This is a genomic window from Citrobacter sp. RHB35-C21, from assembly GCF_013816515.1.
GTDB classification, from domain to species: Bacteria; Pseudomonadota; Gammaproteobacteria; order Enterobacterales; family Enterobacteriaceae; genus Citrobacter; species Citrobacter braakii.
In genome coordinates, this window is record NZ_CP057147.1 from 3388775 (window position 1) to 3403176 (window position 14402).

General features: G+C 53.4%; 10 protein-coding genes. 2 read left to right on the forward strand and 8 right to left on the reverse strand.

What is annotated here, in order from left to right; genetic code table 11:
- The first annotated feature begins 52 nt into the window (after positions 1-52).
- On the forward strand, positions 53-529 hold the full coding sequence (locus tag HVZ39_RS16590) for a PTS sugar transporter subunit IIA (protein ID WP_047359387.1): 477 nt from the start codon (positions 53-55) through the stop codon (positions 527-529).
- A gap of 44 nt (positions 530-573) precedes the next feature.
- Here the strand turns inward: HVZ39_RS16590 and HVZ39_RS16595 are convergent, their stop codons facing one another.
- Positions 574-1722: an MFS transporter gene (locus HVZ39_RS16595; protein ID WP_046274695.1), complete on the reverse strand. Its 1149-nt coding sequence runs from the start codon at positions 1720-1722 to the stop codon at positions 574-576.
- Between the two features lie 385 nt (positions 1723-2107).
- On the opposite strand from HVZ39_RS16595, the gene ycaC reads away from it, so the two are divergent.
- Complete coding sequence (gene ycaC, locus HVZ39_RS16600) at positions 2108-2734, forward strand: isochorismate family cysteine hydrolase YcaC (RefSeq protein WP_016152433.1); 627 nt, start codon at positions 2108-2110, stop codon at positions 2732-2734.
- A gap of 29 nt (positions 2735-2763) precedes the next feature.
- Here the strand turns inward: ycaC and HVZ39_RS16605 are convergent, their stop codons facing one another.
- The 7 genes from HVZ39_RS16605 to ftsK form a co-directional block, all read right to left on the reverse strand.
- A complete protein-coding gene (locus HVZ39_RS16605; protein WP_016152432.1) occupies positions 2764-3627 on the reverse strand; it encodes a dimethyl sulfoxide reductase anchor subunit family protein in 864 nt (287 codons plus the stop codon).
- Between the two features lies 1 nt (position 3628).
- A complete protein-coding gene (locus HVZ39_RS16610; RefSeq protein WP_181632708.1) occupies positions 3629-4246 on the reverse strand; it encodes a DMSO/selenate family reductase complex B subunit in 618 nt (205 codons plus the stop codon).
- Between the two features lie 10 nt (positions 4247-4256).
- Positions 4257-6701, reverse strand: coding sequence for a dimethylsulfoxide reductase subunit A (dmsA, locus tag HVZ39_RS16615; RefSeq protein ID WP_181632709.1), 2445 nt, complete (start codon positions 6699-6701; stop codon positions 4257-4259).
- A gap of 236 nt (positions 6702-6937) precedes the next feature.
- Positions 6938-8230: a serine--tRNA ligase gene (gene serS, locus HVZ39_RS16620; protein WP_003831902.1), complete on the reverse strand. Its 1293-nt coding sequence runs from the start codon at positions 8228-8230 to the stop codon at positions 6938-6940.
- A gap of 92 nt (positions 8231-8322) precedes the next feature.
- Positions 8323-9666 carry a replication-associated recombination protein RarA gene (rarA, locus tag HVZ39_RS16625; protein WP_181220605.1) on the reverse strand — a complete coding sequence of 448 codons (1344 nt, stop codon included), beginning with the start codon at positions 9664-9666 and terminating at the stop codon, positions 8323-8325.
- Between the two features lie 20 nt (positions 9667-9686).
- Positions 9687-10298, reverse strand: coding sequence for an outer membrane lipoprotein chaperone LolA (gene lolA / locus HVZ39_RS16630; RefSeq protein WP_003831898.1), 612 nt, complete (start codon positions 10296-10298; stop codon positions 9687-9689).
- 111 nt (positions 10299-10409) lie between these two features.
- Entirely contained in the window at positions 10410-14354 is a 3945-nt protein-coding gene (ftsK, locus tag HVZ39_RS16635) for a DNA translocase FtsK (protein WP_181632710.1), read from the reverse strand.
- Positions 14355-14402: the final 48 nt, after the last annotated feature.

Here is a 14402-nt window from a genome sequence, read left to right on the forward strand (position 1 = left end):
TCGGGTTGGCAGACCGCAATGCGGTCTGCTGCTCTGAAATAAGGAGAACACAATGACATCTGCGCTATTTTCTGCCTGTCAGTTTCGTAAACAATGCTACTCCTGGCAGGAGGCCGTGACGCTGGCTTGCCAGCCTCTGGAAGAACTGGGCGCGATTACGTCCGCCTACGCACAGGCAATCATCCGTGAAACAGAACAACTGGGTCCGTGGTACATCTTAAGCCCTGAGTTTGCCCTGCCGCACGCTCGTCCGGAAGAAGGAGTGATAAGCAGTGAGACACATTTGTCGCTCTTGTGTCTGAAAGAGGCGGTGCCTTTTCCAGGGCATCCAGATGTGCGGTTAATTATTGTCCTGGCGGCTGCCAGCAGCACCCGACATATTGAAATGATTCAAAAACTGGTTTGCTGGCTGGATGAAGGGGAGCATTTACAACAGCTAACGAGTATGACCAGTCAGGCGCAGCTTCACTGCACGCTGAAAGCATGCGAATACCTCGCAACTTCCGGCATACCCGCAATGGGAAAATGAGTCACGGTATGCAAACATTTTGCCTGCATACCGTCTGGCGCGCTTTATACGTGAGCCACCGGAGTCGGTGTATGTCTGGCGCTACGCAACAACATCAGCAGATAAATAAACGATACGCTGGCAATCATAATGAATAACAGATTATCGGAATAATTCTGCATCAGCATGGCGGTGAATGAAGGACCAAGCAGGCTGCCAACGGTATAGCTTAATAACAATGCCTGATTCATGGCGACCAACTGATGATGTTCAACCTTTTCACAGGCCCAGGCCATCGCCACCGGATAGAGGGTAAAACCTGCCGCACCCAACATAAACAACGCAGGCGCCATCGCCGCCTGATTCAGCATGGCGATACTTCCGACGATAACCACGAAGACCTGGACGCGTAAAACCAGCAGGCGTCCCAGCTTGTCTGCCAGGCGGCCAATCGGCCATTGCCCCAGAATACCGGCGCTAACCAGAACCGCCATCCAGAAACCAATGCTGGCGTTGCTCACCCCTTGATGGTTGAGATACAGCGGCATCAGGCCATACAAAGACCCCAGCACAATCCCGGAAATAATACAGCCGTTAACGCCCAGACGCGCCTGCCGCAGCTTCAGCATGGAGGTAATAGGAGTAGACTGCTGTTCATCACCCTGCTGATTGGCAATGCGCGTAAAGAGCAATGGCAAAACACCAGCCAGGATCGTACCCGTCACCCACGGCAGGACGTTCATCAATTCTGTTGATACTTTACTAACCAGTAGCTGGCCTAAAAACGTCCCCACGTAATAGATCATCATATAGGCGGCAAGCAAGCGTCCGCGATTACGCGAATTCCCGCTGCACATCAGCGCACTTTCCACTACCACCCAAATCATGGCGCAGCCAACACCGGCGATAAAACGCCAGGTCATCCAGCTCCAGAATCCCACCATAACCCCCAGGCCGATACAGCCCGCGGCAAAAATAAGCGAGGCAATGTAATAGCTGCGATTAAAACCAAGGTGTTTTATTAAATACCCGGTCAGCAACGTCCCTACCAGATTGCCGGTAAAGTAGGAAGAACTCACCACACCTACCTGCCAGGTTGGCAGATTTTCATGGGCGAGCCAAAGCGGGACGAGCGTGTTTAACACGGCGATCGCCAGGGTCAGCAGAAGCAGCCCGCACAGCAACAGCATGACGGGACGGGTATAGATGGACATGAATAAAAACCGTGAGGAAGTTCAAATTTCATGCGCATCATGCCACTGCCAAAAACATTGTCAATCGGCGCAATCAAAGGGCTGAGGCGCTTTCCGGACGATCGATTTGCATTACTGATTCTTAATGTGAATAGATAAAAAACACAAAAACACATCTGCTTGTTTTTATTGATCTAAAACAAAAATCTCGCGTTGCGTTCAGTCGAAAAATTTCATGGACTCCCCTTACTTTTATTTCTTACTAAACTCTATGCGGGATGCAGATCTGCATTGTCTTCAAAATAGAACAGTGAGTTCTTATTTAGGTATCTAATCCATATATCGTTCTTTCTGTAGACTTAAACTCATCAAATTTCCCCCACTGATGCTGAACAGGAGAAATATCATGACTAAACCTTACGTAAGACTTGATAAAGATAATGCGGCAGTACTGCTGGTCGACCATCAGGCTGGCCTGCTCTCTTTGGTTCGGGATATCGATCCCGATAAATTTAAAAACAACGTGCTTGCCCTCGGCGACTTAGCAAAATACTTCAAACTCCCAACCATTCTGACAACCAGTTTTGAGACAGGACCAAACGGGCCACTGGTACCGGAACTGAAAGCTCAATTTCCCGATGCGCCTTATATTGCTCGCCCCGGAAACATTAACGCGTGGGATAACGAAGATTTCGTGAAAGCAGTGAAAGCGACCGGTAAAAAACAGCTGATTATTGCCGGTGTCGTGACGGAAGTTTGCGTTGCTTTCCCTGCGCTCTCGGCTATTGAAGAAGGTTTTGATGTCTTTGTCGTAACCGATGCGTCGGGTACGTTTAATGAAATTACTCGCCATTCAGCATGGGATCGGATGTCCCAGGCCGGTGCTCAACTGATGACGTGGTTTGGTGTCGCATGTGAGTTGCATCGCGACTGGCGCAACGATATCGAAGGTCTGGCGACGCTGTTCTCTAATCACATTCCTGATTATCGCAATCTGATGACCAGCTACGACACGTTAACTAAACAGAAGTAAAAAACCGGGGCTATGCCCCGGTTTGTCATTTAGCTGGCAACCGCCATACCGACGGTCATATGCAGCCCGTAGAACACGCCACGACCAATCAACTCGCCGACTAACAGCAGAATAAACGCGACGGAAAGCAGCGGAACTGCAGGCTGGTAGCCTTTCACTTGCGGTACAATCCAGCAGCACAACGCTAATGCCAGAGCGACAATCCGCCACGCCATCAGCGAGCCGTAATCCGGAACCAGCGCAGACGCCTGTTGAATGGAACTGTGGATCGTCGCCAGTTCAGCCCCCTGCATTACAGACATGATGGCGCTCACGACCAGAGCAAGCACTGAAATAGCCGGCAACAGGCGCATCGCCCAACCGTCCACGCCAGCAATTCTCAGCAACAGATATCCCAGCAGCGGACCGCCCATAAACATCGTCAGGAAGAAGCCCAGCGGCGTCCAGATGCTGTACCAGGTCGGTACGGTATCGATGGTGTTATACACGCGCACCATCATCCAGACAAAAACCACGCCCAATACCATGGTGACAACTAACCACAGATTGCGTAATACGGGCGACATTTTTTTCAACGTTGCCAGCAGCCAGCCGATGCCGCCAACGGCAAAGAAGATTGAGCCGCTGGCAATTTCATTACTCAACGCAGAAGACCCTACACGATTGAGTGAGTTAAAGGCGCGCATCGGTGAGCCCAGGTGGAGCATGGAAGCAATAAAGCCAATGCCCATTAATACCCACAGCCCGAACATGCAGGCAATCACGCGCTGCTGCGATTCAGGGCGTAAGTCCCCTTTCATCAACGCCAGCGCCAGAACGATAAAGCCACCAACTACACACTGTCCGAAGACAGTGAAGATCATCAGCGGCCATTCATGCCATCCACTTCCCATCTTACACCTCCTTCGGATTGGCCAGATAACCTGTAGTATCCCCGGTCGGGCGGCTATTGGCGTTAGGTTTGATGACAATACTTGGTTTGGTAAAGTGCGCGCCCGGCAGTGGCGCTACCGCAGCCAAAGTACCGTGTTTTTTGCGCAGCTCTTCAATCGGACCAAAATCCAGCGCACGCAGTGGGCAGGACTCCACGCAGATAGGTTTCTTGCCTTCAGCGACGCGCTCATGGCAGCCATCACATTTAGTCATATGACCTTTTTCAGCATTGTACTGTGGCGCGCCGTAAGGACAGGCCATGTGGCAATACCGGCAGCCAATGCAAACATCTTCGTCGACAACGACAAAACCATCTTCACGTTTGTGCATCGCGCCGCTCGGACAAACCTTGGCACAGGCCGGATCTTCACAGTGGTTACACGCAATGGAGAGGTAATAAGCAAAGACGTTCTGATGCCAGACGCCGTTGTCCTCCTGCCAGTCGCCGCCTGCGTATTCATAAATGCGGCGGAAGCTGACTTCCGGGGTTAAATTTTTGAAATCTTTGCAGGCCAGTTCGCAGGTTTTGCAACCGGTGCAACGGCTGGAATCAATAAAAAATCCATACTGGGTTGTCATCGGTTACTCCTTACGCCTTTTCAACCTGAACGAGGTTCGTGTGTGACGGATTCCCCTTTGCGAGAGGAGACGGACGCTGGGTCGTCAGGACGTTAATGCAACCGCCCTGATCCACACGTTTTGCATCCGGGTCATACCAGGCCCCTTCGCCCAATGCCACCACGCCGGGCATCATACGTGGCGTCACTTTCGCCTCAATATGCACTTCACCACGATCGTTAAAGATACGTACCTTGTCGCCGTTGTTTATACCGCGTCGCTGCGCATCCATCGGGTTGATCCACATTTCCTGGCGGCAGGATGCTTTCAGGACATCGACGTTGCCATAGGTCGAGTGAACGCGAGACTTATAGTGGAAGCCGGTCAGCTGCAAAGGGAATTTCTCCACCAGCGGATCGTTTAAGCTTTCAAAGCCTGGGGTATAAATCGGTAGCGGATCGATTACATCACCTTCCGGCAGTTCCCAGGTTGCCGCGATCTCGGCAAGCTGCTGCGAATAAATTTCGATCTTACCTGACGGAGTGGTCAGCGGATTGGCTTTAGGATCTTCTCGGAACGCCTTATACGCCACATGATGTCCTTGCGGATCGCGCTGTTTAAAGATTCCTTGCTGACGGAATTCTTCAAACGTAGGCAGTTCAGGAATCGCTTTGCGCGATTGCTCATACAGATGGCGCATCCACTCTTCCTGAGTACGACCTTCTGTAAACTGCTGCTCAACGCCAAGGCGCTTCGCCAGCTCGCTGGTCATCTGGTAGATAGTCTTGCATTCGAAGCGTGGTTTGATCGCCTGATCGGTGAAAATCACATAGGACATGTTCCCGCATGAGGCATCCAACGCGAAATCCATCTGCTCAGAGGCGGTGCAGTCCGGCAGCAAAATGTCCGCGTATTTCGCCGAGGAAGTCATATGACAGTCGATGACGACGATCATCTCGCACTTCTTTTCATCCTGCAGGATTTCATGCGTGCGGTTAATATCAGAGTGTTGGTTAATCAGACAGTTACCGGCATAGTTCCAGATCATCTTAATAGGAACATCGAGCTTGTCTTTGCCGCGTACGCCGTCACGCAGGGCCGTCATCTCCGGGCCTCGCTCAATCGCGTCCGTCCACATGAACATCGAGATGCTGGTTTCAACAGGGTTTTCCAGCGTTGGCATACGCTCAAACGGCAAACTGTATGAGCCCTCACGCGCCCCGCTGTTGCCGCCGTTGATCCCAACGTTACCGGTCAGGATAGCGAGCATAGAAATGGCGCGGGTCGCTATTTCACCGTTAGCATGACGCTGCGGTCCCCACCCCTGGCTGATGTATGCCGGTTTAGCGCTACCTATTTCACGCGCCAGTTTGACGATACGTTCAGCGGGAATACCGGTAATCTGCGCCGCCCACTCCGGCGTCTTGGCAATGCCGTCCTTACCCTGCCCAAGAATATACGCCTTATAGTGACCGTTCTTCGGCGCGTCGGCCGGTAAGGTTTTCTCGTCGTAACCCACGCAGTATTTGTCGAGGAACGGTTGGTCAACCATGTTTTCGGTGATCAGGACATACGCCAGACCATTGACCAGCGCCGCATCAGTACCAGGACGGATCGGGATCCATTCATCTTCACGCCCCGCACCGGTATCCGTATAACGGGGATCGATAATGATCATGCGGGCATTGGATTTCTGTCGCGCCTGTTCAAGGTAATAGGTTACCCCACCCCCGCTCATACGGGTTTCACCAGGGTTATTACCGAACAGAACCACCAGCTTGCTGTTTTCAATGTCGGACGGGCTGTTACCGTCAGCCCAGCCGCCGTAGGTATAGTTCAACCCGGCAGCGATTTGCGCTGAAGAGTAGTCACCGTAGTGATTAAGATAGCCGCCGCAGCAGTTCATCAACCGTGCCACCAACGTTTTACCCGGCGGCCACGAGCGCGTCATAGTGCCACCCAGCGTACCGGTACCGTAGTTCAGGTAGATAGACTCATTGCCGTAGTCTTTGATAAGACGCTGCATATTGCTGGCAATGATGTCGTAGGCTTCATCCCAACTGATGCGCTCAAATTGTCCTTCGCCACGCTTACCAACGCGTTTCATCGGGTATTTCAGACGATCGGGATTATAGACTCGGCGACGCATGGATCGACCACGCAGACAGGCGCGTACCTGGTGCAGACCGTCATAGTTGTCATCGCCGGTGTTGTCGGTTTCGACATACTTTATTTCACCGTCGACCACATGCATACGCAGCGGGCAGCGGCTGCCGCAGTTCACCGTACACGCGCTCCAGATCACTTTCTCATTAATCGGTGTCGGATTAAGGGCTTCTGCAGCATTTGCAATACGGGTAAATGGCAGGGTAAACGCGCTACTGGCCACCGCCAGTCCGCCTATTGCAGTCGTTTTCACCAAACCGCGGCGAGTAACCTCAGCTGCCAGCACGGCATCGGGGATCTTAGTTTTCATAGTGGCTCACTCTGCTGCTCACAATAAACAAAATACAAATATTCGATATATAGTTTTTTATATAACGTTAATATCGATATACGAGCTGGTAGAAACTGAATTTGCTAAAAGACAGAGAAAAATACTGACTTTCATTCGAAGTCAGTATTACCCCTATGGGAGTAGTCGTTATTGTCCGACGTCAAACGGGCATAAAAAAAGCGCCCTGAGGCGCTTTTTTAGCAGAGAAAGGTAGCTTAGCCGATGAATTCGAGGCCATTCATGTACGGACGTAATACTTCCGGAACCTGAATGCGGCCATCAGCCTGCTGATAGTTTTCCATTACCGCAACCAGCGTACGCCCAACCGCCAGACCGGAACCGTTCAGAGTATGCACTAAACGGGTCTTTTTGTCGGATTTGCTGCGGCAACGCGCCTGCATACGACGAGCCTGGAAATCCCACACGTTGGAGCAAGAGGAGATTTCGCGATAGGTATTCTGCGCCGGGATCCACACTTCCAGATCGTAAGTTTTGCATGCGCCGAAGCCCATGTCGCCAGTGCACAGGATGATTTTGCGATACGGCAGACCCAGCAGTTGCAGGACCTTCTCGGCATGGCCGGTCATCTCTTCCAGCGCGTCCATCGAATCTTCCGGGCGAACAATCTGCACCATCTCAACTTTATCGAACTGGTGCATACGGATCAGACCACGCGTGTCACGACCGTAAGAACCTGCTTCAGAACGGAAGCACGGCGTATGCGCAGTCATTTTGATCGGCAGCGCATCTTCATCGATGATTTCGTCGCGTACCAGGTTGGTCAGCGGAACTTCTGCTGTTGGGATCAGCGCATAGTTGCTGCTGTCAGCTTCTTCATCCAGCGGACGGGTATGGAACAGATCGCCAGCGAATTTCGGCAGTTGGCCTGTACCGTACAGCGTGTCATGGTTAACCAGATACGGGACGTAGTTTTCGCTATAGCCATGCTGCTCAGTATGCAGATCCAGCATGAACTGAGACAGCGCACGGTGCATACGCGCAATCTGCCCTTTCATGACCACGAAACGGGAGCCGGTCAGCTTAACCGCAGCGGCGAAATCAAGACCCGTGTGCATTTCACCCAGGGTAACGTGATCGCGCACTTCGAAATCAAACTCACGCGGAGTACCCCAGCGGCTGACTTCGACGTTGTCATTTTCATCTTTACCCACCGGAACATCGTCCGCTGGCAGGTTAGGAATAGTCAGCGCAATGTCGCGGATCTCGGCCTGTAAGGTATCAAGTTCAGCTTTCGCGGCATCCAGCTCTTCGCCCAGTTTGTTCACTTCCAGACGTAAAGACTCGATATCTTCCCCGCGCGCTTTTGCCTGGCCGATGGATTTCGATCGCGAGTTACGCTCTGCCTGCAGGTTTTCAGTTTGTACCTGCAGAACTTTACGACGCTCTTCAAGAGCGCGCAGCTTATCTACATCCAGCTTAAAGCCCCGGCTTGCCAGTTTTTCTGCGACTGCGTCTGGCTCATTACGCAGCAGATTGGGATCGAGCATGCTTATCCTGTGCTTATCGAATTAAAATAGGAGAAAGTGACCACAGCCTGCGGTCACAGGGATACAGAGACAACATTACCGCAACGATAACACTAACGGTAGCGTTTTATAGGGCTATTTTGATCCTGTCCGGCGAGCCAGGCGAGCTTTTCGCCAATCTTGCCTTCAAGACCTCTGTTTGTGGGGCGATAATAGCGCGTTTGTGCCATTTCCTGCGGGAAGTACTCTTCTCCGGCGGCATAGGCATTAGGCTCATCATGGGCATAACGATACTCCTGACCGTAGCCCATCTCTTTCATCAGCTTAGTCGGCGCATTGCGCAGGTGAACCGGCACGTCGTAATCCGGACGTTCGCGGGCATCAGACAGCGCGGCTTTGAAGGCGGTGTAAACCGCATTACTCTTCGGCGCGCAGGCCAGATAAACAATCGCCTGAGCAATCGCGCGTTCGCCTTCCGCGGGTCCCACGCGGGTAAAACAGTCCCATGCGGAAATCGCCACCTGCATGGCGCGGGGATCGGCATTGCCGACATCTTCTGAGGCAATCGCCAGACAGCGACGGGCAACGTACAGCGGATCGCCACCAGCGGTAATAATTCGCGCATACCAATAAAGCGCCGCATCTGGGGCGCTTCCACGTACCGACTTGTGTAATGCGGAGATGAGATCGTAAAAACGATCGCCTTTATTATCGAAACGCGCACTACGTTCACCGGCAATTTCGGTGAGCAATTCTGGTTTCAATACGCGCTTGCCGGAATCATCAACTTCGGCCATATCGGCCATCATTTCCAGCGTATTCAGCGCCCGCCGCGCGTCACCATTAACCAGTTCGGCAATAGCCCGACGCGTTTCTGGCGGCAGAATAATATCCTGGCCGCCATAACCACGCGCTTTGTCTGACATCGCCTGGTCCAGCACCTGTTCAATGTCGTCGGAAGTTAACGATTTCAGTAAATAAACGCGTGCACGCGACAACAGCGCCGAGTTGAGCTCAAACGAGGGGTTTTCAGTGGTGGCGCCAATAAACGTAATGGTACCGTCTTCAATATGCGGTAAAAACGCATCCTGTTGGCTTTTATTAAAACGGTGAACTTCGTCCACGAACAGGATCGTACGTCGACCCGCGTTACGGTTCTGACGCGCACGCTCAATCGCTTCACGAATTTCTTTCACGCCAGACGTAACTGCCGAAATTCGTTCGACATCGGCGTTGGCGTAACGGGCAATAACTTCGGCAAGCGTCGTTTTCCCGGTCCCCGGCGGTCCCCATAAAATCATGGAGTGCAGATGCCCGGCCTCGATGGCGCGCGGCAAGGGTTTGCCCGCAGCCAGCAGATGCTGCTGGCCGATATACTGTGCTAAATTTTCTGGCCGCATACGCGCGGCCAGCGGCTGAAAAGTATTATCAGAAAAGTCGAGCGACAGATTGCTCACTCACACGCCTCTACTTACGTTTACTTACGTTGATCGTCAACCGTTACACCTTGCGGCGGGGTAAAGGTGAATTTAGAGGGTTCAATAGCACCATTCTGCTGAGATTTCAGCTGATAGCTGCTGCGCTGATCGTCTTGTTCAACGGCGCTGAACTGGTGGATCGTCCCGTCACGCCCAACATTGATAGTAAACTGCTTAAGGTTACCGCTGCTGGTTTTTGGCGTCAGCACGAAATCATCGCCATTTTGCTTAATATTGTACTGCTGCCAGTCGCTGGCCTGGTTACGCGCAATCAGCATGAACGGCGTGTTGCCCGTGGCGTCTTTCAGCCATGTCGCAGTCGCCTGCTCAACAAACGGGTTAAAGAACCACAGCGTTTTACCATCGGAAACCAGGATGCTCTCGTCAGGCTGCGTCATATGCCAGTTAAACAGGTTAGGACGTTTAACCCATAAGTCACCCTGACCTTCCTGCACCGCCGCACCGCTACCGTCCGTGACCTTCTGAGTAAAGCTGGCATGGAAGCTACTGACTTTATCCAGGCGGCTTTTCAGGTCGCTGGCAGCATCTGCCCAGACGCTGCTCACCACAAAGCTCGACAATAATGCACAGGTGATTGCGATTCTTTTCATCGTTATTCCTCAAAATACGTCACTCCCAACGGGGAGATCCCTCTGCTATCCATTTCAGGCCAAAAATCAGCATGAGGAAAGTAGAAAATACTGAATTACTTAACTTTGCAATCATTCGAAGGGCGGCGGAGCCAGCACTTCACGATTACCATTATGCCCTTGCTCACTGACAATTCCCTGCGCTTCCATCTGTTCGATGATGCGCGCCGCTCGGTTGTAACCGATACGGAACTGACGCTGGACGCCGGAGATTGAGGCTTTGCGTTTCTGGGTAACAAAGTTTACCGCCTGATCGAACAGCGGATCTAACTCTTCGCCACCATCAAAGCCGCCACCGCCGCCTTCGCTTTCGCTGTCAGACGTTATGCCGTCAACGTATTGTGGACGACCGCGCGCTTTCCAGTCCTGAACCACAGCGTGAACTTCTTCATCACGTACAAAGGCGCCGTGTACACGCACTGGGATCGTTGAGTTTGGTGCGGAATAAAGCATGTCACCCATACCCAACAGCGATTCCGCTCCGCCCTGGTCAAGGATGGTACGCGAGTCAATTTTACTGGACACGGTAAAGGCGATACGCGTTGGGATGTTCGCTTTAATCAGACCAGTGATAACGTCAACCGACGGTCGCTGGGTCGCCAGCACCAGGTGGATCCCCGCCGCACGCGCTTTTTGCGCCAGACGAGCAATCAGTTCTTCCACCTTTTTACCCACGGTCATCATCAGGTCGGCGAATTCATCCACCAGCACAACAATATACGGCAGTTTTTCCAGCACCGGATGCTGAACATCCATACTGTCGCCCGGCTTCCAGTACGGGTCCGGAATCGGACGCCCCATACGGGCAGCTTCAGCAATTTTTTCGTTATAACCGGCAAGGTTACGTACGCCAAGCGCCGACATCAACTTGTAGCGACGTTCCATTTCATTGACGCTCCAGCGCAGGGCGTTGGCGGCATCTTTCATGTCGGTCACAACTTCAGTCAGCAAATGCGGAATGCCTTCATAAACCGACAGTTCCAGCATTTTCGGGTCAATCATGATAAAGCGAACGTCTTCCGGCTGCGCCTTGTATAACATGCTGAGGATCATGGCGTTCACCCCAACCGACTTACCAGAACCGGTTGTCCCTGCCACCAGCAGGTGCGGCATTTTCGCCAGATCGGCAACCACCGGTTCGCCCGCAATATCTTTACCCAGTACCACGGTCAGCGGAGATGAGTTATCACGGAATTTGGCGTTATCCAACACTTCGCGCAGATAAACGGTTTGACGTTTTTTGTTGGGTAACTCCAGCCCGACATACGGTTTGCCCGGAATCACCTCGACCACGCGTACCGCTGCGGTCGATAATGAACGCGCCAGATCTCGCGACAGGTTGGAAATACGCGCCGCTTTAACTCCAGGAGCAAGATTAAGCTCAAAGCGGGTAATGACCGGACCAGGTGAGTAGTTCACCACATCGGCTTTAATGCGGAAGTCCGCCAGACGAGCCTCCACCAGACGAGCCATTTGCTCCAGAGCGAAAGTATCTATCGGCTCAACCTCACTCGGCGGCGGCGTGAGCAGATCCAACGATGGCAGCGGCGTACTTGGACGGTGCGCCGGACGACTGTCGCCATTACGCATCAGGAGCGGATGGATCAGACTATCCTGCGGCGGCGGTGTAACAGGCTGCGCCGGCTGCTGATAATGCTGCTGCGGTGCGACTGGCTGCGCTGGCTGCTGATAATGCTGCTGTGGTGCGACAGGCTGCACCGGTTGCTGGTAATGCTGTTGTGGTGCGACAGGCTGCGCTGGTTGCTGAAAATGCTGCTGCGGTGCGACAGGCTGCGCTGGCTGCTGGTAATGCTGCTGCGGTGCGACTGGCTGCGCTGGCTGCTGGTAATGCTGCGGTGGTGCGACAGGCTGCTGGTACTGCGGTGCAGGCTCCGGCATTACGCCTGGAGTAAATAGCGGCTCATGCGGACCATCATCCACCAGCGTTTTCATTGGCGAGAATTCAAAGTCATCGAGCGAGAACGGATTCGCTCCTGCAGGCTGTTCACCGGAATAGCGCTGCTGCTGGGAAGAGGCAAACTGGCGAGCCAGTTCTGCTTCTGCGGCTGAATCATCATCAGTCTGACTGGCATCATCCTGATACTCGTCGCCATAGCGGTGCTGCTGCGACTGGGCGAACTGACGCGCCAGCTCATCTTGCTGCATTGCGTCAATTTCTTCGTCACTGTACGCATCTGTATCAAGATGCTCTTCGCGCGCTTTCTCTTCAGCCATACGTTGTGACGGCAGTTTTATGCCATACGACGCCAGCTCCCGACGAGTAGGCACGCGCACACGATTCGGACGCGGTAACTGCGGACCAATCCCCTCTTTCACCTGTGGACGCGGCGCACCGCTACCCGCAAGACTAAAGACAGGTGCTGCGGCAGCCGCACCCGCCCCTAAAGCGGCGTTTTTCACCCCGGCGGCCAGCGGCGCAACGGCAGCAACTGACTCAACGGGCGGTATGGATGCTGCCGTCGGCATAGACGGCTTAACACGTTCAGGCTCCTGAGCAGGCTCTGGAATCGGCTGATACCAGGCGGCCAGTTGCTCGCGCTCACGTGCACGTTTCTCTTCAACTTCTTCAAAATAGTAGAGTGGCGGACGAGTCGGTTTAATCTCTTCAACCACCGGCTCAGATTCCACTACAGGCAGTTGTTCAACCGCAGGCTGCTGGAACGCGGCGTTTTGTTGAAAGGTTGATTCCGGCTGATAAACAGGTTGCTGCACGGGCTCCGGCTGATATGCAGGTTCCGGCTGCCAGTTGTGCTCCGCGGTAAATCCCTGCGGCTGCGGACTCTCCTCCACTACCGGCTGCTGCCATGGTTCATACTGCTGCTGCACCGGTGGCTGAGCGTAGTGGGCTGGCTGAGGATACCCCTCAGGCGCTGGCGCAATCACCGCATCACCGGTTTGCGGACCAGGCACGGCTTGCCAGGCTACGGCTGGGGCCGGTTGCTCCATAACGGTATTGGTCACTGGCGATGTTTGCAGCAGCGGATCAACCGGTGCGCTCCAGGCCTGAGCTGCCGTTGTCGCTGCAGCTGCGGCGGCAACTGGCTCTGTCACCGAATGACCATTCAGCAGTGGGTCAAGTTCGTCATATTCAGGCAGCGTCGCACGATTACCGGAGAACAGCACATCGTTAGGATCGGCAACAACGCCACGAGCGCTGTATTCAATTTCGTCTTCATCATCCATGCGTTTGCCGGAAAATAGCGCGGCATCAGTATGACGGCCAAGCGGGTTGGTAAATTTCTCCGCCAGACGCTTACGGCGTGCTAACGCACCGCGCAGAATACGCGCCCGACGCGATTCATCAGGTTTGCCATCAGCGGTGTCGAAAGACTCATCTTCATCTTCATATTCTTCGTCATCGACCCAGGTATCGTCGCGACGGGTACGGTTGCTGGCAAACGTCAGGATATTGAGTAACCAGCCGCCCAGTTTTTCCGCAATGCTCACCCATGACCAGCCGGTAAACAACGTTAATCCCGCAGCCCAAATGCACAATAGCGTCAGCGTACCGCCGCTACTGTGCAGTAATGGTTGCAACGTGGTGCTGAGCAGGCTGCCGATCACGCCGCCAGAGGCGAAATACCAGATGTCATCGGCATTGATTGCGGCAAGCCCGCAAGAGGTAAGGATCAGCGCCAGAACGCCAATAATACGCAGCGAAACGGCAAAATAATCGACGTATTCGTCGCTGGCCTGGTGTCGCCATGCAAACCAGCAGCCGCCGACAATGATGACGGGAATGGTGTAGGCCATGACGCCAAAAATAAAGAACAGTGTGTCTGCCAGCCATGCTCCGGGTATTCCCCCCAGATTATGGATAGGTTCGTGCCACGCGGTTTGCGACCAACTGGGATCCGAAGGGTTAAAGCTGAGTAAGGCAGCCATCAACCAGACGGCAAAAAGGGCAATAAGGATCAGTAGCGCTTCCAGGAGTCGGCGCCCGCTGCTTAACTTCGTCAATGTGACGTCTTTGTCTTCAGTGTATTCCTGGCTCAAAAACGGCTCTCCAGGTTTCAGGCTTTTCCTGCCCGATGCTAAAACGGA

Bases quoted from the DNA above. Each gene is read 5' to 3' on its own strand.
- HVZ39_RS16590 (WP_047359387.1), top strand. From the start codon at position 53: ATGACATCTGCGCTATTTTCTGCCTGTCAGTTTCGTAAACAATGCTAC.
- HVZ39_RS16595 (WP_046274695.1), bottom strand. From the start codon at position 1,722: ATGTCCATCTATACCCGTCCCGTCATGCTGTTGCTGTGCGGGCTGCTT.
- ycaC (WP_016152433.1), top strand. From the start codon at position 2,108: ATGACTAAACCTTACGTAAGACTTGATAAAGATAATGCGGCAGTACTG.
- HVZ39_RS16605 (WP_016152432.1), bottom strand. From the start codon at position 3,627: ATGGGAAGTGGATGGCATGAATGGCCGCTGATGATCTTCACTGTCTTC.
- HVZ39_RS16610 (WP_181632708.1), bottom strand. From the start codon at position 4,246: ATGACAACCCAGTATGGATTTTTTATTGATTCCAGCCGTTGCACCGGT.
- dmsA (WP_181632709.1), bottom strand. From the start codon at position 6,701: ATGAAAACTAAGATCCCCGATGCCGTGCTGGCAGCTGAGGTTACTCGC.
- serS (WP_003831902.1), bottom strand. From the start codon at position 8,230: ATGCTCGATCCCAATCTGCTGCGTAATGAGCCAGACGCAGTCGCAGAA.
- lolA (WP_003831898.1), bottom strand. From the start codon at position 10,298: ATGAAAAGAATCGCAATCACCTGTGCATTATTGTCGAGCTTTGTGGTG.